The organism is Caballeronia sp. NCF2, assembly GCF_023631205.1.
GTDB classification, from domain to species: domain Bacteria; phylum Pseudomonadota; class Gammaproteobacteria; order Burkholderiales; family Burkholderiaceae; genus Caballeronia; species Caballeronia zhejiangensis.
Genome location: NZ_JALQDN010000062.1, coordinates 61,992 through 84,267 on the forward strand (window position 1 = coordinate 61,992; position 22,276 = coordinate 84,267).

Consider the following 22,276-nt stretch of genomic DNA (forward strand, 5'->3'; position numbering starts at 1 on the left):
CGGCAACGCGACCGAACTTTCTAGCTTTCGATTTGAAGCGCTTCAATTTCGAACGATACAAGGAGACACCGCATGTCCTCGCACTTTCCCCGCACTGTCCTGCGCGCGCTCGCCGCCGCGTGCGTCGCAGCATCGAGTCTCACTGCCGCGCACGCCGCCGACATCAAGATCGGCGCGCTCTTCCCCTTCAGCGGCGGACTCGCGCTGCTCGGCGACGAAAGCTATCGCGGCGTGCAACTCGCCGTCGACGAGCGCAACGCGGCGGGCGGCATCAACGGCGAGAAAGTGGTGCTCGTCAAGGCCGATGCCGTCGATGCCAATCAGGCCGTCGGCGAAGCGCGGCGTCTGACGTCGGTGGAAAACGTGTCGGCGGTGTTCGGAAGTTATTCGTCGGCGGTGTCGTCGGCGGCGACGCAAGTGACCGAGCTCGCGGGCGTGCCGTTCTTCGAACTCGGCGCGACGGCGGACACCATCACGAGCCGCGGCTTCAAGTATCTGTATCGCAGCAACTCGACCACGAAGACCTTCGCGGACGGCACGCTCGAAGCGCTGACCAAGGTCGTCGCGCCGCAACTCAAGGTGGATCCGAAGACGCTGAAGATCGCGATCATCGCGGAAGACGGGCCGTACGGCACGCTCGTCTCCGGCTTTCAGAAGGAAGGCGCGAAGAAGCTCGGTCTGAACGTCGTGCAGGTGCTGCCGTATTCGGCGAAGAGCGTCGATCTGTCGTCGCTGATTCTGCGTCTGAAGGGCGCGGACGTCGATATCGTGCTGCAGACCTCGTATCAGAACGACTCGATCCTGTTCTTCCGCCAGGCCGCGCAGGCCGGCTTCAAGCCGAAGGCGGTCATCGGCGCGGGCGGCGGCTATTCGCTGTCGGATACGGCCAAGGCCGTCGGCGCGCAAATGAACGGCGTATATGACATCGACTTCCCGCAAGTCGCGATGAACGAGAAAGGCGCACCCGGCCTCGAAACATTCACCACCGAATATCAGAAGCACTTCGGCATGGCGCCGCGCTCGGGCCATAGCCTCGTGAACTATGTCGGCGCGAAAGCGTTCCTCGATGTGCTCGCCAACGCGAAATCCACCGACAAGGACAAGATCCGCGCCGCCGTGCTCGCCTACAAGAAGCCGACGGGCACGACCGCCGCTGGCTGGGGCTTCCAGTTCGCCGACAACGGCCAGAACCAGCTCGCGACCACCAACGTGATGCAGTGGCAAGGCGGCAAGCTCGTCACCGTCTATCCGGAAGCGGTCGCGATCGCGAAGCCCGTCGCGGCGCAGTAAAACCGCCGCTGTCGACCCGCATTTCTCTTTCACTCGAACCGTGCGGCGCGTGACACGCGCTGCGCGGTGTCCAGGAAACGAGCATGTCCATTCTTCTGCAACTTCTGGTCAACGGCCTGTTGCTGGGCGGCGCGTACGCGATCATCAGCATCGGCCTCACGCTGATCTTCGGCGTCGTGCGCGTGGTCAACTTCGCGCACGGCGAGCTGCTGATGGTCGGCATGTACGCCGTCTGGCTGCTCGCCGCGAAGCTCGGCTGGCATCCGTATGTGTCGGCGGTGCCGGTCGCGCTGCTGCTCTTCGCATTCGGCGTGCTGATCCAGCGCTTCATCATCCAGCCGCTGCTTTCCGCCGACGCGCACATTCAGATTTTCGCGACCGTCGGCGTGTCGACCGCGCTCGTGAATCTCGCGCTGATGATCTTCGGCGCGGACGTGCATCCCGTCGATGTGAGCTTCGGCACCGAGCATCTGCAGTTCGGCGACATCAACATCGTGAGCGGGCAACTGATCACGTTTGCCGCCGCGCTCGCGGTCGCGGGCGGGCTGCATCTGTTCCTGCAACGCACCTACACCGGTCGCGCGTTTCGCGCGGTGGCGCAACATCGCTACGCGGCCTCGCTGATGGGCGTCAACGTGAAGACGACGTACGTGCTCGCGTTCGGCATCGGCGCGGCGCTGGTCGGGCTCGCGTCGGGCTTGCTGGTCGCGCAGTATCCGGTGTTCCCGACCGTCGGCCAGTACTTCGTGCTGACCGCGTTCGTCATCGTCGTGCTGGGCGGTCTCGGCAGCTTGCCGGGCGCGCTCGTCGGCTCGATCGTGATCGGGCTCATCGACAGTCTCGCGGGCTACTACATCTCGCCCGACATGAAGGAAGTCGTCTACTTCGCGATCTTCCTCGTGATTCTTGTGGTGCGCCCGACCGGTCTCTTCGGTCTCGGACGCGGCTCCGAATAACGTTCAGCGAGGCATTCGATGTTTCCCAATCTCCTGCATCCGCGCGGCTACATGGGCGCGCTGGCGCTCGTCGCGCTGCTCGCCGTGCCGTTCGCGCTGCAATCGCCGTTCGCGTTTCACCTGGCCGTGCTCGTGTGCATCTTCGGCGCGCTCGCGACGGCGTGGAATATCGTCGGCGGATTCGCCGGGCAGTTGTCGCTCGGACACGCGGTGTTCTACGGCATCGGCTCGTACGCGGCGACGCTGCTCGTCATCAACTTCGGCATCACGCCGTGGCTCGGCATGTTCGCGGGCGCGGTGATCTCGGCGATGGCGGCGATCGTCATCGCGTATCCGACGCTGCGTCTGCGCGGACCGTTCTTCGCGCTCGCCACGATCGCGTTCCTCGAAGTGTGCCGCCTGCTCACGGTGCACGAGGAAAGCTGGACGGGCGGCTCGGCGGGCCTGAACGTGCCGCTCAACATCGGCCTGCAATGGATGGTGTTCCGCGAAAAGTGGGCGTATCTGCTGATCGCGTTCGGCTTTCTTCTGGTGACGTTGTGGGCCGCGTGGCTCATCCGCCGCTCGCGCTTCGGCTTCTACCTGATCGCCGTGCGCGAACGTGAAGATGCGGCGCGCGCGGTCGGCGTGAACGCGGTGAAGGTGAAGATCGGCGCGGCGGTGATCTCGGCGGTGCTGACGAGTCTCATCGGCTCTTTCCACGCGATGTATCTCACCTTCATCGATCCGTCCGCGGCGTTCTCGCTGGAACTGTCGGTGCAGATCGCGATGTTCGCGCTGATCGGCGGACTCGGCAGCGTCGCCGGGCCGCTCGCGGGCACCGTCCTCGTGCTGCCGATCGCCGAGCTTGCGCGCGGCTGGCTCAGCTCGTTCGGCAGCGGCACGCACGGCTTCGTCTACGGTGTCGTGTTGGTGCTCGTCGTGCTGTTCATTCCGCGCGGACTCGTCGGGCATCTGGGCGGCTTCGTGCTGCGCTTCATCGACCGTCTGCCCGGCGCGCGCACGCCGCCGCCCGCACGGGCGAAGTCGATCGCGCCCGCCGATGCGTTGCCGCTCGGCACGCCGCTGCTCGTCGCGGAGCATCTGAAGAAGCGCTTCGGCGGACTCGTCGCGACCGACGATGTTTCCCTCACGCTGCACGCCGGCGAGATTCTCGGTGTGATCGGCCCGAACGGCGCGGGCAAGACGACGGTCTTCAATCAGCTTTCGGGCTTCATCCGGCCGAACGAAGGCATCGTGAAGATTCGCCTCGCCGATGGCACCTGGGCCGAACCGCGCACGCCCGATGCGTTCGCGAAGGACGGCGTCGGCCGTACGTTCCAGATCGCGCAGCCGTTCGCGGGTCTCTCGGTGCTGGAGAACATCATGCTCGGCGCGTTCATGCATACGCGGGTCCGCGTCGAAGCGGAATCGATCGCACGCGAAGTCGCGGAGATCACCGATCTCACGTCCTTGCTCGATACCGAAGCGCGCAGCCTCACGGTCGGCGGCATGAAGCGTCTCGAAGTGGCGCGCGCGCTCGCCACGCGCCCGCGCGCGCTTCTGCTCGACGAAGTGATGGCCGGTCTCAATCCCGCCGACATCGCGCGCGCGATCAACATGGTGCGGCGCATCCGCGATTCGGGAATCGCCGTGCTGATGATCGAGCACATGATGCAGGCGACGATGGCGCTGTCGGACCGCATCATCGTCATCAATGCCGGGCGCATGCTGAAGGAAGGCAAGCCGTCCGATGTCGTCAACGATCCTGAGGTGATTCAGGCCTATCTCGGCAAGGGGTATCTCGATGCTCAAGCTGCATAACGTCTCGGCCGGCTACGGCAAGAGCGAAGTTCTGCGCGGCGTCTCGCTCGATGTGCAGGAAGGCGAGATCGTCACGCTCGTCGGCGCGAACGGCGCGGGCAAGACCACGACGCTGAAGACGCTATGCGGAATCGTCGCGGCGCGCGGCGGCAGCATCGCGTTTCAGGGACAGGAACTCGTCGGCAAGTCCTCGCACGACATCGTCGCGATGGGCGTCACGATGATTCCCGAAGGCCGTCAGCTCTTCCCGTTCCTGAGCGTCGAAGAGAACCTGCTGATGGGCGCGTTTCGTCACGCCGCACGAAGCGCGCGGCGCGAACGCATGGACGAAGTGCTCGAGCTCTTTCCGCGCGTGCGCGAGCGTCTCACGCAACTTGCCGGATCGCTGTCGGGCGGCGAGCAGCAGATGGTCGCCATCGCGCGCGGCATGATGTCCGCGCCGAAGCTCCTGATCTTCGACGAACCGTCGCTCGGTCTTTCGCCCTTGCTCGTCGAGCAGATGTTCGAAGTCGTCGGCACGGTCGCGGCGCGCGGCGTGACGGTGCTGCTCGTCGAACAGAACGTGTTCCACACGCTCAAGCTCGCGAACCGCGGATACGTGCTCGAAAACGGCGCCATCGCGCTTTCCGGAACGGGCGCAGAATTGCTCGATAGTCCCCACGTGCGGCGCGCCTATCTCGGTCATTGATTCAGCGAACCGGCGCATCGCATCCAGAAACCACGGAGATTAAAACTCATGCAAATCGAAGTGAAACCCGACGAACAAGTCATCGCCTATCAGTTGCCGCAAGTGCCGTACATGTCGAAGGATCTCGTGCACGGCGGCGTCATGACCGACTGGCTCGAAGACGACAACCTGTGGGTGCCCGCGACCGAAACCGTGTCGTTCAAGCCGCTCATTCTCAACGCGAGCCAGGGCTATTACGTGAATCTGCTGCGCGTGCGCCGCAGCGGCGTGATCTCGCGGCATCGTCATAGCGGCGCCGTTCATGCGATGGTGCTCAAGGGCCGCTGGTACTACCTCGAACACGACTGGGTCGCGGAGCAAGGCGGCTATGCGTTCGAGCCCGCGGGCGAAACGCACACGCTCTTCGTGCCCGAAGACGTGCCCGAGATGATTACCTGGTTCCATGTCACGGGCGGCTATACCTATGTCGATCCGCAAGGCGTCGCGCAGGGTTACGAAGACGTCTTCACGAAGATCGAGGCGGCGCGCCGGCACTATGCGTCGATCGGTCTGCCCGCCGATTACATCGAATCCATCATCCGATGAACGCCATGACATCCACTCTTCCCGCATCGATGCAATACGTCGACCACGGCGCGGGCGGCGCGCCCGACTGCATGCGGCTCGCGCAGGGACCCCTGCCCTCGCCCGGCCCGAACGACGTGCTGATCGAAGTCGCCTACGCAGGCGTGAACCGACCCGACGTGCTGCAACGCTCGGGTTCGTATCCGCCGCCGCCGGGCGCATCGCCGCATCTGGGACTCGAGGTGTCGGGGCGCATCGTCGCGACGGGCGCGGAGGTCACGCAATGGCGCGCCGGCGATGAAGTCTGCGCGCTCGTGCCCGGCGGCGGCTACGCGCAATACTGCATCACGGATGCATCGCATTGTCTGCCGCTGCCCAAAGGTTTCACGCTGCTGCAGGCCGCGGCCTTGCCCGAAACGTACTTCACCGTCTGGACCAACGTGTTCGAGCGCGGCCGCCTGCAGGCGGGCGAAACGTTTCTCGTGCACGGCGGATCGAGCGGCATCGGACTGACGGCGATCCAGCTCGCGCACGCATTCGGCGCGCGCGTCGTCACGACCGTCGGCAATGCGGAAAAAGCGCAGGCCTGTCGCGAAGCGGGCGCGGATCATACGATCAACTATCGCGACGAAGATTTCGTCGATGCCATCGCGACTCTCACCGATGGAAAAGGCGTCGACATCATCCTCGACATGGTCGGCGGCGACTACATCGCGCGCAATATCCGCGCGCTCGCGCTCGAAGGCCGGCTCGTGCAGATCGCGTTTCTCGAAGGCAGCCGCATCGAACTGGATGCCATGCCGATCATGCTGCGCCGTCTCACCTTTACCGGATCGACTCTGCGCGCGCGCAGCATCGAACAGAAAGCGGCGATCGCGAAAGCGCTGCACGCGCACGTCTGGCCGCTGCTCGAAGCGGGCCGCGCGCTGCCCGTGATTCATCGCGTGCTGCCGCTCGCCGACGTCGCGGCCGCGCACGCGCTGATGGAATCGAGCAGGCATATCGGCAAAATCATGCTAAAAGTGGGAGACCAATAACGTGCGGCACGACAAGCGTGTGGTCCTGGTGACGGGCGGCAGCGGCGGCATCGGCGAGGCGCTCGTCGAGCGCTATGCGCGCGATGGCGCGGCCGTCGGCATCGTCGATGTCAACGAAGAAACAGGCGCGGCGCTCGCAAGACGTCTCGCCGATGCGGGCCTGCGCGTGCATTTCGCCCATGCCGACGTCGGCGATTTCGCCGCGTGCGAAGCCGCGTGCCGTGCGATCGAGGCCGCGCTCGGTCCGGTCGATACGCTCGTCAACAACGCGGGCATTTCGCCGAAACACGCGGGCAAGCCGATGCCCGTCTGGCAGATGTCGCCCGACGAATGGCGCCGCGTGATGGACGTGAACGTGAACAGCGTCTTCAACTTCTGCCGCATTCTTGCGCCGGGCATGGTGGAGCGGCGCTTCGGACGCATCGTGTCGATGTCGTCGGTGGCGGGCAAGGCGTACCTCGACATCGTCGCCGCGCATTACAGCACGACGAAAGCCGCGCTGATCGGCATGACGCGGCATCTCGCGGGGGAGCTCGGGCCGCACGGCATCACGGTGAACGCGATCGCGCCGGGGCGCATCGATACGCCGCTCGTTCGCGGCGTCGCGCGGGAGGCCAACGAAAAGGTCGCGCAAGAAACGCCGTTGCGGCGGCTCGGCGCGCCCGACGAAGTGGCATCGACGTGCCTGTTCCTCACATCCGATGAAGCCGCGTTCGTCACCGGCCAGGTGATCGACGTGGCCGGCGGATGGCTGATGACATGACGACGCACGCGCCGTTGAGAACCATCGGCTTTCCGGGGCGATACACGCAAGGGCCGGGCGCGTTGTCCGCGCTCGGATCGACGCTCGCGGAACTCGGCGCGCGACGCGCGTTCGTGCTCGTCGATGGCGCGGTCATCGATCGCGTGTCGGCGCAAGTCACGCGATCGATCGAAGACGCGCACATCGTCACGTTTCCCGGCGAATGCACGGCCGCGGTCATCGCGAAGCTGAGCGACGATGCGCGCGAACTCAACGCGGATGCCGTCGTGGCCATCGGCGGCGGCAAGACGATCGACTCGGCGAAAGGCGTCGCCCGGGCGCTGAACGTGCCGATCGTGATCGCGCCGTCCGCCGCTTCGAGCGATGCGCCGACGAGCCGCCTCATCATCCTGTACGACGACGCGCATCGCGTCGCGGGCATCGACATGTTGCCGCGCAATCCGGACGCGGTGATCGTCGATACCGCGTTGATCGCCGCCGCGCCCGCGCGTCTCTTCGCGGCCGGCATCGGCGATGCGCTCAGCAAGAAGTACGAAGCCGCGCAATGCCAACGCGCCGATGGCCTGAACTCGTACGGCACGCCGCCGCTGCCGGGCGCGCTGCTGCTCACGCGCGCGACGCTCGCGATCCTGCTCGAAGACGGCGCGCGCGCCTACGCCGACATCCGGCGCGGCGAACTCACCGATGCCGTCGAACGCGTGATCGAAGCGACCGTGCTGTTGAGCGGCGTCGGCTTCGAGAGCGGCGGCCTGTCGCTCGCGCATGCGCTGATCCGCGGACTCACGGCGATTCCCGCGATGGCCTCGATGATGCACGGCGAACTGGTCGCCTTCGGCACGCTTGTACAATTGTTCGTCGAAGATACATCGCCCGAAGAGATCGAACCGTTGGCCACGCTCATGACCGCAACCGGATTGCCGCTCACGCTCGCACAACTGGGGCAGCACGCCCCGCTTACATCGGCACAGCAAACGCTCATCGCAAACGCCACGCTCGCCACGCGCTATAGCCGGCACATGTCGCCGCCGCTGACGGCTGCGCGGCTGATCGAAGGCATCGCCCGCGCCGATGCCTATGGACGCGCGCGCAGCCCATCATGAAACCCACGCGCGCTACGCTCGCGGATGTCGCGCGGCTGGCGGGCGTCTCGCTCGGCAGCGCGTCGCGCGCCTTGTCCGTGCCGGATCAGGTCAAGCCGCGAACGCTCGCCAATGTGCAGCGCGCGGTCGAACAGCTCGGCTACGTGCGCAACGGCGCGGCGCAGGCGCTTGCCTCGCGCAAGACGCGCACGGTCGCGGCCATCTATCCCACGCTCAACAATCCCATTTACGCCGATTCGATTCAGGCGCTTCAGCAGACGTTATGGGGTTATGGGTATCAGTTGCTGATCGCGAGTCACGAATACAAACCGGCGCGCGAACTCGAATTGCTCCGTGCGATTCTGGAACGCGGCGTCGACGGGCTCGTGCTCGTCGGCACCGATCATCCGCCTGAAGTTTTCGAACTCACGCGCCTGTACGCGTTGCCTTATGTTCTGACGTGGTCGGTGGATGAAACGCAGTATCCGCATTGCGTGGGCTTTTCCAATTTCGACGCGGCTTACCGGCTGGCGAAACGCATCGTCGGATTCGGGCATCGGCATGTCGCGATGTGCGGCGGCTCGACCTTCGGCAACGAACGCGTGCGCGCACGGCAGGCCGGCACGCGCGCCGCGCTCAGGGAAGCGGGATTGGATCTGAGACCCGAATGGATCGTCGAAGCGCCGTTCACCTTTGAAGGCGGCAGGCAGGCGCTGCGCGAACTGTGGGACGGCGAAGCGCGGCCCAGCGTGGTCATCTGCGGCACCGATCTACAGGCAATCGGTCTGCTGGACGAATGCCGCGCGAAGGGCATTCGGGTTCCCGACGATCTCTCGGTAACGGGCTTCGACGATATCGAACAGGCGCGGCTCACCCAGCCGCCGCTCACGACGGTACGCGTTCCGTCGCTGGAGATCGGCACGCGCGCCGCGCGGCATCTCATGGCGCTGATCGACGGCAAGGACGGCGACAACGAGCTCGTGCTCGATGCGCCCGTCGTGGAACGCGGCACGCTGGCCAAACCCGCGGCCTGAACGCATCGTTCCGATTTTTGGTTTCATCGCCCGCGATGCGTCGTAGGCCCGCTCTTTGCTCGTCATCGTGACACCCCACATTCCGAAAAGGAGATCACGATGCCGCGCCAACCCTCCACCCAGCCGACGACCACCGCCCCGTCCGGCGCCGCCCGCAGCCAGGACGCGATTCAGGTGCTGACCGACGATCATCGCGCCGTGCAAAAGCTGTTCGACGCGTTCGAAAAAGCGGAGAAAGACGATCTCGACGCGAAAGCCACGCTCGTGCGCCGCGCCTGCGAAGAACTGACGGTTCACGCGATGATCGAAGAAGAGTTGTTGTACCCGGCCGCGCAGGAAGCGCTGGACGAAGACGACCGGCCCGATGTCGAAGAGGCTTACGTCGAGCACTATCTCGTCAAGGTGCTGATCGAGAAGTTCACGCAGCTGAAGCCGTCCGACAAGGGTTTCGACGCCACGTTCAAGGTGCTGTCCGAAATGGTGAATCACCATATCGAAGAAGAAGAATCGGAACTGTTTCCGAAATTGCGCAAGTCCGGAGCCGATCTGGACGCGCTCGGCAGCAAGCTGATGCAGCGCAAGGAACAGCTCGAAGCGAAAATCCCGAAGGACGCAGGCGATAACACGATGCGCCTGCATTGACGCTCTTGAGCGCGCACCGGAGCCGAATCATGAAAAACCCCTGGGCGAAGAAGAACCCTTTCCTCAGCATGTGGCTTTCCGGTGCGAACGCGGTCATCGGGGCGACGCGCGGCCGCGCGACCACGCAAGCGAAACGGCGAGCGTCGACTCTTTTGACGGCCGCGCTCACGCCGCCGCGCAAGCCGAAGAAGCGGCGCGCGCGGCGTTGAACACCATTCATCCGCGAACGATCATTCGCGCAGCGCGTTGAGCAGATCGCCGAACGCCCGGTGAGTCGACGCGCTCAATCCCGCGCCGACCGCCGTCTGCACCGTGCGACGCAAGCCAAGAATCGCGACACCCACCAGCGCGAGCGCGACGAGTTCCGCATTGGGCGTGCGCAGAAACCATGGCGCGGGACGGGCACTCGCCGGCAGTGCGCGGCGCGGCGCACGCGCGATTCGCATCGGTTCGTCGGCCATATGCGCGGCGATCAGCTCCGCGCGCGATTCCGCCATGCGCGCGAGCACGACGCTCTGAGCTTCGGCGTGCTTCATTGCGTCGCCTCCTTGATGGCATCGACGTCGCGGCGCAACTCGCTGCGCAGCAACTGGAACGGCTCGGCCGGCTTGCGCGACATCATCACGATGACCGCGATCACCGCGACCGCGAGCCACGCAGCCGCGACGCACCACGCCGTCAGCACGAGATGCGGCGTGCCGACAGCCGTCACGATCACCGCGATCGATACGAACGACAGCGTGAACAGCGCGCCGATCGCGAGCGCGACGAGTGCGACGACTTCATGCAGCACGCGCTTCTTGGTTTCAGCAAGTTCGATCGGAATCAACTCGCCGTAGTCGACGAGGCGTCTCGTGCAGAAATGGCCGACCCTGCGCCAGTTGGCGATTTTTCTCTGAATTGTCATCGTTACTTCTCCGGCGAGTTTTTGTCGAAACGGAGTGTTACGGATGACCAACAGCAGTGTGCATGCCAGCGCAACGCAACTTCATCGTGTCCGCTTGGCCGCGGTCTTGGCGTGAGCGCGCGCGAGACGCCGCGCGATGTCGGCGGCCGCGCCGTCGTCGGTCCGCGCCGGAGCTTCGCCGCCCTGCTTTTCCGATGCGAGTTGCAAATAAGCGGCGGCCAGCTTGCGCAGTTCTTCCTCCGTTGCATCTTCGATACCGATCAGCTGATTGCTCGCCGTGCGATGCGACGCGAGCAACTCGTTGAGCTTCAGATGCATCGCCACGCTGTCCTTGTTCGCGCTCTGCTGAATCAGGAACACCATCAGAAACGTGATGATGGTCGTGCCCGTGTTGATGACGAGTTGCCACCCGTCCGAAAACTTGAATAGCGGTCCGGATATCAGCCAGACCACGATGCAAATGACCGCCAGCCCGAACGCGACCGGCGAGCCGGCCCATCTCGTGACTGCGCTTGCGAAAGCATCGAACGCGCGAGCGACGGGATGTGCGTTCGCATAGGCCGGGCTGGACGTGTTGGGCACCGTGTCCAGCGGCGCCGCGTCGGAAATCTGGTCTCTGTCGTTCATGTTTCTCCCCTGCATACTGCAAAAGAAAGGTTCGAGCTACCGTGCCTTTCGATGGACGCGTCGTGCCTTCCCGGAAATGCGTCGTCCGTATCGTTTTTTTCTTGTTGTTTCGACCGTCTGGCGGACGACGCACGCTTCGACCTGCCATCGCGCGCGTCTTCCGTCTGATGAAAAGCGTCGCTTACTTGAGTTCGTCGGGCACCTTGCCGCCGTTTTCCGCGAGCTTCTGCATGACCTGTTTATGAAGCCAGATATTCATTGCAGCGGAATCTTCCGTGTTGCCCGAGTAGTGCAGTTCCGCAGCCAGTTCCTTGCGCGCGGACAGGCTGCTGTCCAGACCGAGCAGCTTCATCAGATCGACGATCGACGTGCGCCAGTTGAGCTGCTCGCCGTGATTCGCCTGCATCTTCGTCAGCACGGCCTCGACGTCCACTTCCTGCATCGGCGCGGCGGCTTGTGCGGCCGGTTGTGCGGGCGTGGACGCGGCGGTGGACGTCGTCGGCGCGGCGGCAGCGCCTCCGGCCGGCGCTGCCGCCTGACCCGCAGCCGTGCCCGTGCCGGTGCTCGCCGGTGCGCTGTCGTGGTGGAAGATCTTGTTCAGGATATTGGAAAAAATACTCATGGCCCCTCCTTCAGAAGTGAGTTCACGAACGATGCAAGTCCCGTGCCGCTACCGCCGCGCATGCGATGCGGAATAACGCTTGCTGATCGCATGTCGTGCCGGAGCGAGCACGATAACGCGTCTTTCCCCACCACCACAGCAGAGCTGCAAAGCCGCCAAGGAGTCACCGTGGATATGCCTTCCTGTTCCCCTTCCATCACGACGATGATCCGCATGGATCACACGCATGTCATGGCGGCGTTTCATCGCTATCACGCGGAGACATCGTGGTGGAGAAAGCGCGCGATCGTCGAGCTTGCGTGTACTGCACTTGAAATTCACGCGCAACTGGAGGAAGAAATCTTTTATCCCGCGTTGAGCGAGGCAATGGCAGGCGACGAGCGTCTCGCCAAAAGCAAGCCCGAGCACGACCAGATGCGCGAAGACATCGCGAAGCTGCGCGCGATGGGTCCGCAGGACGCCGCCTACGACGCGCGTTTCATGCAGCTCATGCGTGAAGTGATGCATCACGTCGCCGATGAGGAAACCGTCTTGCTGCCCACTGCCGAACGCGCGCTCGCTTCGCAGTTGTCGGAACTTGGTGCGCGCATGACAAAGCGCCGCATGCAACTCGTCGCACAGAGTCGTCCGTCTGCGATTGCGGCGAATACGTTCGGAACGTTTCCGCTCGCATCGCTCGCCGTGATGTCCCTTGGCGCGCTTGCGATCGCGCATTGCTTGCGGCCCGCTTCCGCGCGCCGCATCCGTCGATCTGCATGATTCAGTGTTCGCGCGGCGCGCCGTTGACTTCGACGATGAACACCGGAATCGACTTCGCGCCCGGCACCTTGCTTTCCTTCGCGCAATGCCATAGCGGGAGCAACGGATTGCACTCGGGGTAATAACCCGCGATGCATCCTTCCGGTATGTCATACGGATGTATGCGCAGGCCCGCCACACGCCGATCGAAACCATCGTCGGCAATGGTGCGCAGCGTGATGCGGTCATCTTTCTTGAGGCCGTGTCGCGCCATGTCGGCTTCGCACATGAAGATCACCATGCGATCGCCCTTGACGCCGCGAAAGCGATCGTCGTGGCTATAGATCGTCGTGTTGAACTGACTGTCGCTGCGCAGCGTCATGAGGCGCAGCGAATCGGGTTCGCGTTCGGGCATGTCCGGGTCTTCGCCGAGCGTTTCCGGCACGAAGAATTCCGCCTTGCCGCTCTTCGTCTGCCACTTGCGTTCGCGCGCGGGCAGAGCGCGAGGAAAACCGCCGGGCGTCCACATTCTTTCGTTGAAGTCGTGAAAGCTCTCGGGATACGTCTTCGCGATTTCATCGCGTACCAGCGCATAGTCGTTGCGCCAGCGATCCCAGTCGATGGTCGATCGATCGCCGAGCGTATGCTTCGCCAGTTCCGCGACGATATACGGCTCCGAGCGCGCATCCGGCGACGCGGGCTCCGCGACGCCGCGCGAACCGTGAATGCAGCCGGTGCTGTCTTCCATCGTGACAGCCTGCGCGCCGCTCGCTTGCGTATCGATCTCAATGCGGCTCAGACACGGCAGAATGTACGACTTCTCGCCATGCACGAGATGACTGCGATTGAGCTTTGTCGCGACATTGACGGTGAGCTTCAGACCGCGCCACGCCGGTTCGATGCGCATGCGGTCGGGCACCGAACGCACGAGGTTGCCGCCAAGATTGATGACCGCGCTGACCTTGCCATCGAGCATCGCTTCGAACGCTTCGACGATATTCATGCCCTTTTCGCGCGGCGGCTCGAAACCGAACTGGCTCGCGAGCTTGTCGAGCGGCGCGAGCTCCGGCTTCTCGGTGATGCCGACCGTGCGCTGCCCCTGCACGTTCGAATGCCCGCGCACCGGCGACGGTCCCGCGCCCGGCTTGCCGACATTGCCGCGCAGAAAGAGCAGATTGCACAGCATGCGTACGTTCTGCACGCCCTGCCTGTGCTGCGTGATGCCCATGCCGTAGTGGGCCATCACTGCGTTCGCGCGCATGTATTCGTCGGCGGCGGCTTCCATGTCAGCGCGCGGCAGTCCCGCCACGCGCTCGATATCGTCCCACGATGCAGCGCGCACGTAATTCGCGAAGGCTTCGAAGCCCACGGTATGCGTTTCGATGAAATCGACATCGAGCACGCGCGGTTCGTTCGCTTCCTTCGCGCGGTCGTCGGCGTGAATGACGGCCTTGCAGATGCCGAGCAACGCAGCGGTATCGCCGCCCGTTTTCAGCTGATGATATTGCGTGCTGATGAGCGTATGCGCGGGCGTCATCATCTCGACGGGCGACTGCGGGTTGGCGAACTTCAGCAGTCCCGGCTCGCGCAGCGGATTGAACGTGATGATCGGCACGCCGCGCTTTCTTGCTTCCTGCAGCTGATGCAGCATGCGCGGGCTGTTGGTCCCGACGTTCTGTCCGAGGAAGAACATGAGGTCGGTCTTCTCGAAGTCCTCGAGCCTGACGGTGCCGACGCCCACGCCGATCGCTTCCTTCAGTCCGACGCTCGTGCTTTCATGGCACATGTTCGAACTGTCGGGCAGATTGTTGGTGCCGTACATGCGCGCGAAAAGCTGATACATGTACGACGTTTCCAGCGATGCTCTGCCCGATGCATAGAACACGACGCTTTTCGGATCGAGCGCGCGCAGTTCGCGGCCGATGTCCTCGAAGGCTTCCTGCCACGAGACGCTCACGTACTTGTCGGTGGCCGCGTCGTAACGCAGCGGCGCGGTGAGACGTCCCGCGTCCTCGAGATCGTGGTCATGCCACGCGCATAGCTGCGTCACCGTATGAAGCTCGAAGAACTGCGGCGTCATGCGCTTCGCCGTCAAGTCCCATGCGGTTGCTTTCGCGCCGCTTTCACAGAACTCGAAGGTGTGCGGATCGGCGGGCTTGGCCCACGAACAGCTCACGCACGCGAAGCCTTCGGGCTTGTTCTGCTTCATGAGCACGGTGCTCGCCTTGAGCGGCACCTTCTCGTGAACGAGCGCGCCGGTGACGGCTTTGAGCGAACCCCAACCGCCCGACGAATAGGGATAAGCGTCGTTCTTGCGAACGGCATTGTCTGATTCGGCCATGTCTTTGCCTCGCGCGTTGTGCGTTTATCTGCATGTATTTGCCTGATGCGCGAGCAATTGCCGTTCCTTTCTGATTGCTTAAGCGAACGCAGTTCCCTGGCCGCAATTCAGCGCGCCGTGCAAAGATGCGCGTTGACCTGCACGGGCGGCGCATCGTCATCGAATGGCTTCTGGCGCTCGAAGCTTTCGATCACGCCCGGCCTGAAGACGAGGCAATACGTGGAACCTCCGTATTGGAAGTAGCCGAGCTCTTCGCCCTTGCGCACGCGCTGGCCCGGCAACGCCTCAATCATGCATGACGACACTTCCGCCATGCCGACGAACACGCACGCAACCTCGCCGATGTCCGGATCGTCGCAATCGATGACGATGACCGCGCGCGCCGCGACCGCAGTGATATAGCCTTGCGAATCGTTGAGGCTGCCGGGATCTTCGCCTTCCGAGTCGGCATCCGAGAAGTAGGTGCCGTCGACGAGATATGCCTTCACGATCGTGCCGCTCACCGGCGCATGCCAGCGATGATAGAAAAACGCGCTTAGAAAGGCCTGATACACCGTGCCACCGACGAATCGCTTCGCGAGTTCCGCTTCTTTCGCCGTGAACATGTCCATCAGCGAATAAGGCTGCGACTTGATCCAGAACGAGTCTTCCAGTTGCACATCGTCCTGGACGTTATAGGGCGAAGCCTCGCACGCACTGACGATGATCTTGGCGTTATCCGGCTCTGCAACAGGCCGCGCGCCAGGCTTGAATTCGCGCGTGAAGAAATGATTCCACGACGCGAAGCCCCAATACGGCTTATGCGGATCGCAGAGAAACTGGTGCAGTCCGATCTTGCTATCGGCCTCTTTGCTGAACCAGCCATCGGGCGCGTCGGTGTTCAGATGCGTGCGCGAATACGGTCCGCTGAGAAAGCCGGACCACACGTTCAGCACGCGCTTCAGATGCGCGTTGAATGCGGGATCGCGAAAGAGCGCATAGCCCGACGGCATGACCATCGGCCAGTCTAGCAATGCGTTGATGGGGCAATGGATCAGGCTCGATTCGCTGAACGGCGGCGCGTACGTCAGCATCGCATCGAGCAATACGATGAATTCGTCGATGCTCGCATAACCGAGCTTGAATCCGGCTTCATGCGCCTGACGGATCGCGCGCGTGAAGTCCATGCGCACGACCGGATCGTCGTGGATGAAAGCCGCCATCTCTTCGATGACGCTGTTGCGTTTCGTCTTGCCCGCGCGCTGCCGGGCGTACTCGGCGAATGTCTCGCGAAAGCGCGCGATCGCCTGCTCTTCGCGCGGGAGCCATTCGCCCAGTCTGTGGCGCTGATTCGTCGCCATTGTCGTCTCCGATCGATGTACCGATCGAAGACGGCCAGCAGTTTGTATGCCTCCCTTACTTCTGCACGCCCGGCCGCAGCGCCGCGACGTCGCGCCCTTCGCGAGGCGTCATGCGAGCGAGGAACACGACGCCCGCAGCGAGAATCGACATCACGGCGAGGCCTGTCAGGCCGCCCTGAATCGAACCCGTCTTTTGCTCGAGAAAGCCGAAGGTGGCCGGCGCGACGAAGCCGCCGAGATTGCCGATCGAATTGATCAGCGCAAGCACGGGCGCGGCGATGCGCGCATCGAGATAGCCTTGCGGAATCGGCCAGAACAGCGACGATGCAGCCTTGAACCCGATAGCGGCAAAGCAGATTGCAACGAACGAGAACACCGGACTGCCCTGGCCCGCTGCGTACATGCCGGCGGCCGCGATGAGCAACACGCACGCGACCCATGCCTGCTGAAACTTGAAGCGCGCCGCGAGCGCTGCGAACAGATACATCGCGACGATGGAAATGAGCCACGGAATCGAGTTGAACAATCCGACCTGGAAATCGTTCAGGTGCCCCATCTTGCGGATGATGCTCGGCAGCCAGAACGTCGCGCCATAGATCGTCAGCGACACCGAGAAATAGATCAGGCAGAAGATCAGGATCTGCGGATCGCGCATCAGGCTCCACGACGACGGCGTCTTCACATGCGCGGCGTCGCGGCGGCGCTGCTCGTCTTCGATCTCCGTGACGATCGCGTCCTGCTCGGCGCGCGTGAGCCACTTTGCATCGCGCGGCTTCGAATCGAGCCAGAACCAGACGAAGCCGGCGAGCACGACCGACGCCATGCCTTCGATGATGAACATCCACTGCCAGCCGCGCAGGCCCGCGCCTTCGATCAGCATCAGCCCGCCCGAGATCGGGCCGGAGAACACGGAAGCGAGCGCGGAACCGCTCAGGAAGACGGCCATCGCCTTGCCGCGTTCATCGCGCGGCAGCCATTGCGTGAAATAGAACACGACGCCCGGAAAGAAGCCCGCTTCGGCCGCGCCGAGCAAGAGACGCATCGCATAGAACGAGGTCTCGCCCTGCACGAAGGCCATGCCCACGGCCGCGAGTCCCCACGTAATCATGATGCGCGTGAGCCACGCTTTCGCGCCGAAGCGCTGCATCAGCATGTTCGACGGCACTTCGAACACGGCATAGCTCACGAAGAACAGACCCGCGCCGAGGCCATAAGCGGCCGCGCCGATGCCGAGGTCCGCGCTCAAATGCTGACGCACGAATCCGATGTTCACCCGGTCGATGTAATTGACGATGAACATCACGACGAAAAGCGGCAGCACATGCCACTTGATCTTGCGAACGGCGCTCGACAGCGCGCTGGAACTGCTCATGAGGGTGTCTCCTTGAATGCCTTGTGTTGTTGTTCTATGGCTCAGAAGCGCGGATTCTTGCCTGAGAATTCCGGCTGATATTTGCGCATCTGCGAAAGGTCGTCGCGATTGCGCACGCCGCACGTCTTGTACTGCTCGTGCAATTCGGCGAGCTTCTCGCGATCGAGCTCGACACCGAGACCGGGCGTCGTCGGCACGCGCACCGCGCCGTTATCGAACTTCACGCGGCCGCCCTTGATGACTTCCTCTTCCTGCCACGGGTAATGCGTGTCGCATGCGTAGGTGAGGTTCGGCACACTCGCGGCGACATGCGTCATCGCCATCAGGCTGATGCCGAGGTGCGAGTTCGAATGCATCGACATGCCGAAGCCCCAGAGCTTCGCCATGCGCGCGAGTGTCTGCGTGGCGCGCAGGCCGCCCCAGTAGTGATGATCCGAAAGCAGCACCTTGATCGAGCCCATGTTGCAGCCGCGGCGGAAGTCGTCCATCGTCGTGATGACCATGTTGGTCGCGAGCGGCAGTTTCGTGTGCTTCTGCAGTTCGGCCATGCCTTCGAGGCCGGGGCACGGATCCTCGTAGTATTCGAGAATTTCATCGAGCTGCGGCGCGGCCTCAATGCTGGTTTCGAGCGTCCAGTTCGCGTTCGGATCGAGACGCAGCGGCATGCCCGGGAACGCCTTCGCGAGCGCCTGCATGCACGCAATTTCATGCGCCGGCTCGAACACGCCGCCCTTCAGCTTGATGCTCTGGAAACCGTAGAGGTCGATCATGCGCTGCGCCTGCGCGACGATCTGCTCCGGGCTGATGCCCTCGCCCCACGCATCGGGCGCATACGGCTTGTCGATGTGCTCGGCGTACTTGAAAAACAGATACGCGCTGTAGGGCACGGCGTCGCGCACCTTGCCGCCGAGCAAGTCCACGACCGGCGCGCCGACGATCTGGCCTTGCAGATCGAGCATCGCCACTTCGAGCGTGCTGATGACCTTGGGCGCGTTTTTCGCGGCGTGCGAGCCGGGCGCGAGTTCAAATTCGACCGCGCCGGGCGTCGCGGTGATCGTCGCGCGCACGCGTTCTTCCATCACATTCAGATCGAAAGGAGACAGGCCGATGACGAGCTCCTTCGCCTGATCGAGCACCCGCAGCATCGGCTCGTCGCCGTAAGTCTCCGAGATGCCGACGCGTCCGTCGCTCGTCTCCAGTTCGACGATCGCGCGCAACGCCCACGGTTCGTGGATGCCCGCGGCGTTGAGCAACGGACCATCGCGGAATGCGATCGGCGTGATTCGAATCTGGGTGATGGCGATATCGCGGGTCATGTCGGGCGTTCCGAAAATTAATGGAATGTCCGAATGGTAAAGCACTAATATATTAGTGTGTCAGTCGGGTAAACGCCGACCCGCCAACGGCTTACTCATCGGGCATGGGCGCGGCTATAGTACTAATGTTTCAGTCGCCTTCCTTCCAATTCGAAATGAATAATTCCGCTTCCGTGCATCGCCTGGACCGTTCTCGTCATGCCGCGCCGCAGGTGTTCGAGCGGCTGCGCGACATGATCCTGTCGCTCGAACTGGAACCGGGCACGGTGCTGTCGCGCACCGAACTCGCGACGCGCTACGGCCTGAGCCAGACGCCGGTGCGCGACGCGCTGATGAAGCTCGGCGAAGAAGGACTGGTCGATATTTTTCCGCAGCACGCGACGGTCGTAAGCCAGATCAGCGTGGCATCGGCGATGCAGGCGCACTTTCTGCGTCGCTCGATCGAACTGGAAATCGTGCGCACGCTCGCGCGGGAGCATAAGGCGTCGCTGATCGCGCGGCTGCGCGCGACGATCGCGGAACAGATGGAATGGATGGAGCCGCAGGACGTCGAGCAGTTCTCAGCGCTCGATCAGGCGTTTCATCGGCAGATGTATGAAGCCGCGGGCGTGCCGCAGTTGTGGGATCTCGTGCGCAGACTCAGCGGGCATATCGACCGGTTGCGGCGGCTGCATCTGCCGGTCGAGGGCAAGACGATGGCCGTGGTGCGCGACCACACGGAAATCGTCGATGCCATCGAAAAAGGCGATGCCGATGCCGCCGATGCCGCGTTGCGCAAGCATCTTTCCGGCACGCTCAGTCAGGTGGACGAGATCCGCACGCGCCACCCGACCTTCGTCACGGATCACTGATGTTCAAACGCCATGCGCGCTCAGGCGCGCCGAATACCAGCGCGAAAACTGCTCCACGTAGCTTTCCGTGAACGGCGAGAACACCGCTGGCCGATACGCCGGATCCTGCGTGCCTTCGTGCGTGATTTCGACGAGATGCTTGTCCTGCGCGTTCGTCGCGACCCACACTTCCGTCAGATCCTGAAGCTGATAATCGACGCCTTCGACGGCATCCGCGTGCACGAGCCATTTCGAACGCACGAGCGTTTTATCCGGCGCGAGCGGGATGATGTACGAAATCACCGCATGATCGCTCATGACGTGCGTCCATGAGTTGTGCGTCCAGAGATGCGTGTCGCCGAGATCGCGGCGCTGCAGATTGCCGAGCAGCTTCTGGCTCGCGACCTTCGTGCTGATCGTCTGCGACTCGCAGTAGCCCGCGATCACGAGTTGTTGCGTCCGGAATTGCGTGACCGCATCTTCGTCCAGCCATTCGACGGTCGCGCTCGTGAAGCCGTCGTTCTCCCAACTCGCCTGACACGCCGCGTTCCGTTTTTTATAGGCTTCGATTTCGAGCAGCGATTCTTCGCTGAGATTCTCCGGACAGAAACCGAAATCTTCGGGCAAAAACGAGGCAGTGAGTTCCGGATGCGTCGCGGCGCAGTGATAGCACTCGCGATTGTTCTCGATCACGAGCTTCCAGTTGCCGTTCTCGATGATCTCCGATTCGAACGCGATCTTCGTGTTCGTGAGGTCGTAGGGCGCGAAGCGCGGCGCCATCGTGTCTTCGAGCTTCGCGATGTCCGCCGGCGGCTCGTCGGCGAGGCACACGAAAATATGTGTCCCGACGATCCGCGTATGCACCGGCAACAAACTGCGGCACTTCGCGTCGAAATCCTTGCCCATGTGCGCGGCGTGGCGCAGGCTGCCGTCGAGATCGTAAGTCCATTGGTGATACGGGCAGACCAGCATGCCGACGGTCGATTTCCCCGGTTCCTTCAGGCGCGCGCCGCGATGCCGGCAGACGTTCCGATAAGTGCGGATGTTCTCGTCGTCATCCCGAACGATGATGATCGAAGCCCGGCCGATATCGACGGTCGACACATCGCCCGGCTCGGGCACGTCCGCCGTCACGCCGACCAGCATCCAGTGCTTCTGGAAGAAGACCTCGACGTCCATCTCGAACACGTCCTGCCGTCCGAACAGCTCGCCGGGCAAGCCATGCCCGGGCTCGCGGCTGCGGATCAGTTCGCCATGCGTCTTCATTTGCACTTCGGACATCGTCGCTCTCCAACGTTCAGGGTATCGGGACTTCGAATGGTCCCGCCATATTTCGAGTATTGGATCGCTGAAAAATAGCGTCAATGCGCTTTATTTTCGGTGTCGCATGACTTTGGTTTATGCGAGCGCGCCGTCGCGCAGCCATTCGATCAGACCGCCGATGGCAGGCGTGAAAGCGCGGCCATGCGGCACCACGGCGAAGTACGAATCGGTCGGCCTGAACGATGCCACTTCCAGCCTGACGAGATCCCCGCTCTCGATGAAATCCTGAACGAGCCGGCCCCATCCGAGCGCGACGCCCTGGCCGTAGCGCGCGGCCTGGATCGCATCGGTATAGAGGCTGCAACGCAGCGCGAAGTTCAGGCGCATCGGCCGGCATCCGAGCGCGTGGAACCACTCTTCCCAGCCCATCCAGCCTTCGGTCGTCGAATCCGACTCGACGAGCACCGCGCCAGCCAGTTCGTCGAGCGTCGCGGGCGCGGGCTGCTTTTCGAGCCATGAAGGCGCGCAGACCGGAAACACCTCCTCGTCGAACAGCAAAGTCGCCGTGCCGTCCGGCCACAGCCCGTTGCCGAAGCGCACGGCGACGTCGATTTCCTTGTGCCGCAAGTCGGCCGTGAACATCTGCGTCGACAGCCGCAGCTGCAGGTCGGGCTGCAACGCCTTGAGCGACGCAAGCCGCGGCAGCAGTCGAAAATGCGAAAACGCGGATGTCGCCGCGAGCACGAGTTCCTGCTGAACGGGCCCGCGCGCGAGGCGATCGAACACGCTCGCGATCTTCTGCATCGATTCCGCGACGACGCGATACAGCGCCTCGCCTTCGTCGGTCATTTCGATCGCGCGATGCAGACGGCGAAATAGCCGCGTGCCGAGCGTCTCTTCGAGAAAGCGCACCTGCCGGCTCACGGCGGCCTGCGTAACGCCCAGTTCATGCGCCGCGAGCGTGAAGCTGCCGAGCCGCGCGACGGCCTCGAACTCCACCAGCGCCGTCACCGACGGAATGAGCCGCCGATAACCCTTCGTTTTTTCGGTTGCCGGTTTCATGC

23 protein-coding genes are annotated in these 22,276 nt (G+C 63.4%); 13 read left to right on the top strand and 10 right to left on the bottom strand.

Annotated elements, in window-relative coordinates; translation table 11 throughout:
* Positions 1 to 72 precede the first annotated feature (72 nt).
* From NCS02_RS21160 to NCS02_RS21210, 11 genes are all read left to right on the top strand, one after another.
* Positions 73 to 1,290, top strand: coding sequence for an ABC transporter substrate-binding protein (locus tag NCS02_RS21160; RefSeq protein ID WP_250503258.1), 1,218 nt, complete (start codon positions 73 to 75; stop codon positions 1,288 to 1,290).
* Positions 1,291 to 1,373: 83 nt separating this feature from the next.
* The gene (locus NCS02_RS21165) at positions 1,374 to 2,246 is read left to right on the top strand and encodes a branched-chain amino acid ABC transporter permease (RefSeq protein WP_034470891.1); all 873 of its coding nucleotides are present in this window, start codon (positions 1,374 to 1,376) and stop codon (positions 2,244 to 2,246) included.
* Between the two features lie 18 nt (positions 2,247 to 2,264).
* A complete protein-coding gene (locus NCS02_RS21170; RefSeq protein WP_008348195.1) occupies positions 2,265 to 4,049 on the top strand; it encodes a branched-chain amino acid ABC transporter ATP-binding protein/permease in 1,785 nt (594 codons plus the stop codon).
* Positions 4,033 to 4,737 carry an ABC transporter ATP-binding protein gene (locus NCS02_RS21175; RefSeq protein WP_250503259.1) on the top strand — a complete coding sequence of 235 codons (705 nt, stop codon included), beginning with the start codon at positions 4,033 to 4,035 and terminating at the stop codon, positions 4,735 to 4,737. The genes NCS02_RS21170 and NCS02_RS21175 overlap by 17 nt, the downstream gene beginning before the upstream one ends.
* A gap of 48 nt (positions 4,738 to 4,785) precedes the next feature.
* Positions 4,786 to 5,322, top strand: a complete 537-nt coding sequence (locus NCS02_RS21180) for a 2,4'-dihydroxyacetophenone dioxygenase family protein (RefSeq protein ID WP_250503260.1) — start codon at positions 4,786 to 4,788, stop codon at positions 5,320 to 5,322.
* A complete protein-coding gene (locus NCS02_RS21185) occupies positions 5,319 to 6,338 on the top strand; it encodes an NAD(P)H-quinone oxidoreductase (protein ID WP_250503261.1) in 1,020 nt (339 codons plus the stop codon). The genes NCS02_RS21180 and NCS02_RS21185 overlap by 4 nt, the downstream gene beginning before the upstream one ends.
* 1 nt (position 6,339) lies before the next feature.
* Positions 6,340 to 7,101, top strand: a complete 762-nt coding sequence (locus NCS02_RS21190) for an SDR family oxidoreductase (protein ID WP_239294834.1) — start codon at positions 6,340 to 6,342, stop codon at positions 7,099 to 7,101.
* Positions 7,098 to 8,201, top strand: a complete 1,104-nt coding sequence (locus tag NCS02_RS21195) for a glycerol dehydrogenase (RefSeq protein ID WP_008348204.1) — start codon at positions 7,098 to 7,100, stop codon at positions 8,199 to 8,201. Before NCS02_RS21190 ends, NCS02_RS21195 begins: the two co-directional genes overlap by 4 nt.
* Positions 8,198 to 9,214 carry a LacI family DNA-binding transcriptional regulator gene (locus NCS02_RS21200; RefSeq protein WP_250503262.1) on the top strand — a complete coding sequence of 339 codons (1,017 nt, stop codon included), beginning with the start codon at positions 8,198 to 8,200 and terminating at the stop codon, positions 9,212 to 9,214. Before NCS02_RS21195 ends, NCS02_RS21200 begins: the two co-directional genes overlap by 4 nt.
* Before the next feature lie 99 nt (positions 9,215 to 9,313).
* Entirely contained in the window at positions 9,314 to 9,856 is a 543-nt protein-coding gene (locus NCS02_RS21205; RefSeq protein ID WP_250436603.1) for a hemerythrin domain-containing protein, read from the top strand.
* A 29-nt stretch (positions 9,857 to 9,885) separates the two neighbouring features.
* Positions 9,886 to 10,065: a hypothetical protein gene (locus tag NCS02_RS21210; protein ID WP_250436606.1), complete on the top strand. Its 180-nt coding sequence runs from the start codon at positions 9,886 to 9,888 to the stop codon at positions 10,063 to 10,065.
* A gap of 21 nt (positions 10,066 to 10,086) precedes the next feature.
* Here the strand turns inward: NCS02_RS21210 and NCS02_RS21215 are convergent, their stop codons facing one another.
* The 4 genes from NCS02_RS21215 to NCS02_RS21230 all read right to left on the bottom strand — a co-directional run bounded on the left by NCS02_RS21215 (position 10,087) and on the right by NCS02_RS21230 (position 12,012).
* The gene (locus tag NCS02_RS21215) at positions 10,087 to 10,392 is read right to left on the bottom strand and encodes a hypothetical protein (RefSeq protein ID WP_175981002.1); all 306 of its coding nucleotides are present in this window, start codon (positions 10,390 to 10,392) and stop codon (positions 10,087 to 10,089) included.
* Positions 10,389 to 10,763, bottom strand: a complete 375-nt coding sequence (locus NCS02_RS21220) for a phage holin family protein (RefSeq protein ID WP_008348214.1) — start codon at positions 10,761 to 10,763, stop codon at positions 10,389 to 10,391. Before NCS02_RS21220 ends, NCS02_RS21215 begins: the two co-directional genes overlap by 4 nt.
* 81 nt (positions 10,764 to 10,844) lie before the next feature.
* The gene (locus NCS02_RS21225; RefSeq protein WP_250523281.1) at positions 10,845 to 11,390 is read right to left on the bottom strand and encodes a low affinity iron permease family protein; all 546 of its coding nucleotides are present in this window, start codon (positions 11,388 to 11,390) and stop codon (positions 10,845 to 10,847) included.
* A 181-nt stretch (positions 11,391 to 11,571) separates the two neighbouring features.
* Entirely contained in the window at positions 11,572 to 12,012 is a 441-nt protein-coding gene (locus NCS02_RS21230) for a DUF3597 domain-containing protein (protein ID WP_034470889.1), read from the bottom strand.
* Between the two features lie 174 nt (positions 12,013 to 12,186).
* Between NCS02_RS21230 and NCS02_RS21235 the strand changes: the two genes are divergently transcribed.
* Positions 12,187 to 12,771: a hemerythrin domain-containing protein gene (locus NCS02_RS21235; RefSeq protein ID WP_033536212.1), complete on the top strand. Its 585-nt coding sequence runs from the start codon at positions 12,187 to 12,189 to the stop codon at positions 12,769 to 12,771.
* A gap of 1 nt (position 12,772) precedes the next feature.
* On the opposite strand, the gene NCS02_RS21240 is transcribed toward NCS02_RS21235, so the two are convergent.
* The 4 genes from NCS02_RS21240 to NCS02_RS21255 form a co-directional block, all read right to left on the bottom strand.
* Positions 12,773 to 15,091, bottom strand: a complete 2,319-nt coding sequence (locus tag NCS02_RS21240; RefSeq protein ID WP_250503263.1) for an FdhF/YdeP family oxidoreductase — start codon at positions 15,089 to 15,091, stop codon at positions 12,773 to 12,775.
* A 107-nt stretch (positions 15,092 to 15,198) separates the two neighbouring features.
* On the bottom strand, positions 15,199 to 16,431 hold the full coding sequence (locus NCS02_RS21245) for a phosphatidylserine decarboxylase family protein (RefSeq protein ID WP_250519963.1): 1,233 nt from the start codon (positions 16,429 to 16,431) through the stop codon (positions 15,199 to 15,201).
* Positions 16,432 to 16,486: 55 nt separating this feature from the next.
* Positions 16,487 to 17,803, bottom strand: a complete 1,317-nt coding sequence (locus NCS02_RS21250; RefSeq protein WP_250436614.1) for an MFS transporter — start codon at positions 17,801 to 17,803, stop codon at positions 16,487 to 16,489.
* Between the two features lie 41 nt (positions 17,804 to 17,844).
* On the bottom strand, positions 17,845 to 19,119 hold the full coding sequence (locus NCS02_RS21255) for a glucarate dehydratase family protein (RefSeq protein WP_008348230.1): 1,275 nt from the start codon (positions 19,117 to 19,119) through the stop codon (positions 17,845 to 17,847).
* Between the two features lie 155 nt (positions 19,120 to 19,274).
* Between NCS02_RS21255 and NCS02_RS21260 the strand changes: the two genes are divergently transcribed.
* On the top strand, positions 19,275 to 19,970 hold the full coding sequence (locus NCS02_RS21260) for a GntR family transcriptional regulator (protein ID WP_033536277.1): 696 nt from the start codon (positions 19,275 to 19,277) through the stop codon (positions 19,968 to 19,970).
* Between the two features lie 3 nt (positions 19,971 to 19,973).
* Here the strand turns inward: NCS02_RS21260 and NCS02_RS21265 are convergent, their stop codons facing one another.
* Both NCS02_RS21265 and NCS02_RS21270 read right to left on the bottom strand, forming a co-directional pair.
* The gene (locus tag NCS02_RS21265) at positions 19,974 to 21,230 is read right to left on the bottom strand and encodes an aromatic ring-hydroxylating oxygenase subunit alpha (RefSeq protein ID WP_250523282.1); all 1,257 of its coding nucleotides are present in this window, start codon (positions 21,228 to 21,230) and stop codon (positions 19,974 to 19,976) included.
* A 117-nt stretch (positions 21,231 to 21,347) separates the two neighbouring features.
* On the bottom strand, positions 21,348 to 22,274 hold the full coding sequence (locus NCS02_RS21270; protein WP_250503267.1) for a LysR substrate-binding domain-containing protein: 927 nt from the start codon (positions 22,272 to 22,274) through the stop codon (positions 21,348 to 21,350).
* Between the last annotated feature and the right edge of the window lie 2 nt (positions 22,275 to 22,276).

What these genes read in the sequence shown, in the direction of transcription:
- NCS02_RS21270 (WP_250503267.1), bottom strand. Translation starts at nt 22,274, where the DNA reads ATGAAACCGGCAACCGAAAAAACGAAGGGTTATCGGCGGCTCATTCCG.
- NCS02_RS21180 (WP_250503260.1), top strand. Translation starts at nt 4,786, where the DNA reads ATGCAAATCGAAGTGAAACCCGACGAACAAGTCATCGCCTATCAGTTG.
- NCS02_RS21205 (WP_250436603.1), top strand. Translation starts at nt 9,314, where the DNA reads ATGCCGCGCCAACCCTCCACCCAGCCGACGACCACCGCCCCGTCCGGC.
- NCS02_RS21235 (WP_033536212.1), top strand. Translation starts at nt 12,187, where the DNA reads ATGCCTTCCTGTTCCCCTTCCATCACGACGATGATCCGCATGGATCAC.
- NCS02_RS21165 (WP_034470891.1), top strand. Translation starts at nt 1,374, where the DNA reads ATGTCCATTCTTCTGCAACTTCTGGTCAACGGCCTGTTGCTGGGCGGC.
- NCS02_RS21240 (WP_250503263.1), bottom strand. Translation starts at nt 15,091, where the DNA reads ATGGCCGAATCAGACAATGCCGTTCGCAAGAACGACGCTTATCCCTAT.
- NCS02_RS21160 (WP_250503258.1), top strand. Translation starts at nt 73, where the DNA reads ATGTCCTCGCACTTTCCCCGCACTGTCCTGCGCGCGCTCGCCGCCGCG.
- NCS02_RS21200 (WP_250503262.1), top strand. Translation starts at nt 8,198, where the DNA reads ATGAAACCCACGCGCGCTACGCTCGCGGATGTCGCGCGGCTGGCGGGC.
- NCS02_RS21255 (WP_008348230.1), bottom strand. Translation starts at nt 19,119, where the DNA reads ATGACCCGCGATATCGCCATCACCCAGATTCGAATCACGCCGATCGCA.
- NCS02_RS21265 (WP_250523282.1), bottom strand. Translation starts at nt 21,230, where the DNA reads ATGTCCGAAGTGCAAATGAAGACGCATGGCGAACTGATCCGCAGCCGC.
- NCS02_RS21220 (WP_008348214.1), bottom strand. Translation starts at nt 10,763, where the DNA reads ATGACAATTCAGAGAAAAATCGCCAACTGGCGCAGGGTCGGCCATTTC.
- NCS02_RS21225 (WP_250523281.1), bottom strand. Translation starts at nt 11,390, where the DNA reads ATGAACGACAGAGACCAGATTTCCGACGCGGCGCCGCTGGACACGGTG.
- NCS02_RS21195 (WP_008348204.1), top strand. Translation starts at nt 7,098, where the DNA reads ATGACGACGCACGCGCCGTTGAGAACCATCGGCTTTCCGGGGCGATAC.
- NCS02_RS21185 (WP_250503261.1), top strand. Translation starts at nt 5,319, where the DNA reads ATGAACGCCATGACATCCACTCTTCCCGCATCGATGCAATACGTCGAC.
- NCS02_RS21170 (WP_008348195.1), top strand. Translation starts at nt 2,265, where the DNA reads ATGTTTCCCAATCTCCTGCATCCGCGCGGCTACATGGGCGCGCTGGCG.
- NCS02_RS21260 (WP_033536277.1), top strand. Translation starts at nt 19,275, where the DNA reads ATGAATAATTCCGCTTCCGTGCATCGCCTGGACCGTTCTCGTCATGCC.
- NCS02_RS21230 (WP_034470889.1), bottom strand. Translation starts at nt 12,012, where the DNA reads ATGAGTATTTTTTCCAATATCCTGAACAAGATCTTCCACCACGACAGC.
- NCS02_RS21175 (WP_250503259.1), top strand. Translation starts at nt 4,033, where the DNA reads ATGCTCAAGCTGCATAACGTCTCGGCCGGCTACGGCAAGAGCGAAGTT.
- NCS02_RS21210 (WP_250436606.1), top strand. Translation starts at nt 9,886, where the DNA reads ATGAAAAACCCCTGGGCGAAGAAGAACCCTTTCCTCAGCATGTGGCTT.
- NCS02_RS21250 (WP_250436614.1), bottom strand. Translation starts at nt 17,803, where the DNA reads ATGAGCAGTTCCAGCGCGCTGTCGAGCGCCGTTCGCAAGATCAAGTGG.
- NCS02_RS21215 (WP_175981002.1), bottom strand. Translation starts at nt 10,392, where the DNA reads ATGAAGCACGCCGAAGCTCAGAGCGTCGTGCTCGCGCGCATGGCGGAA.
- NCS02_RS21245 (WP_250519963.1), bottom strand. Translation starts at nt 16,431, where the DNA reads ATGGCGACGAATCAGCGCCACAGACTGGGCGAATGGCTCCCGCGCGAA.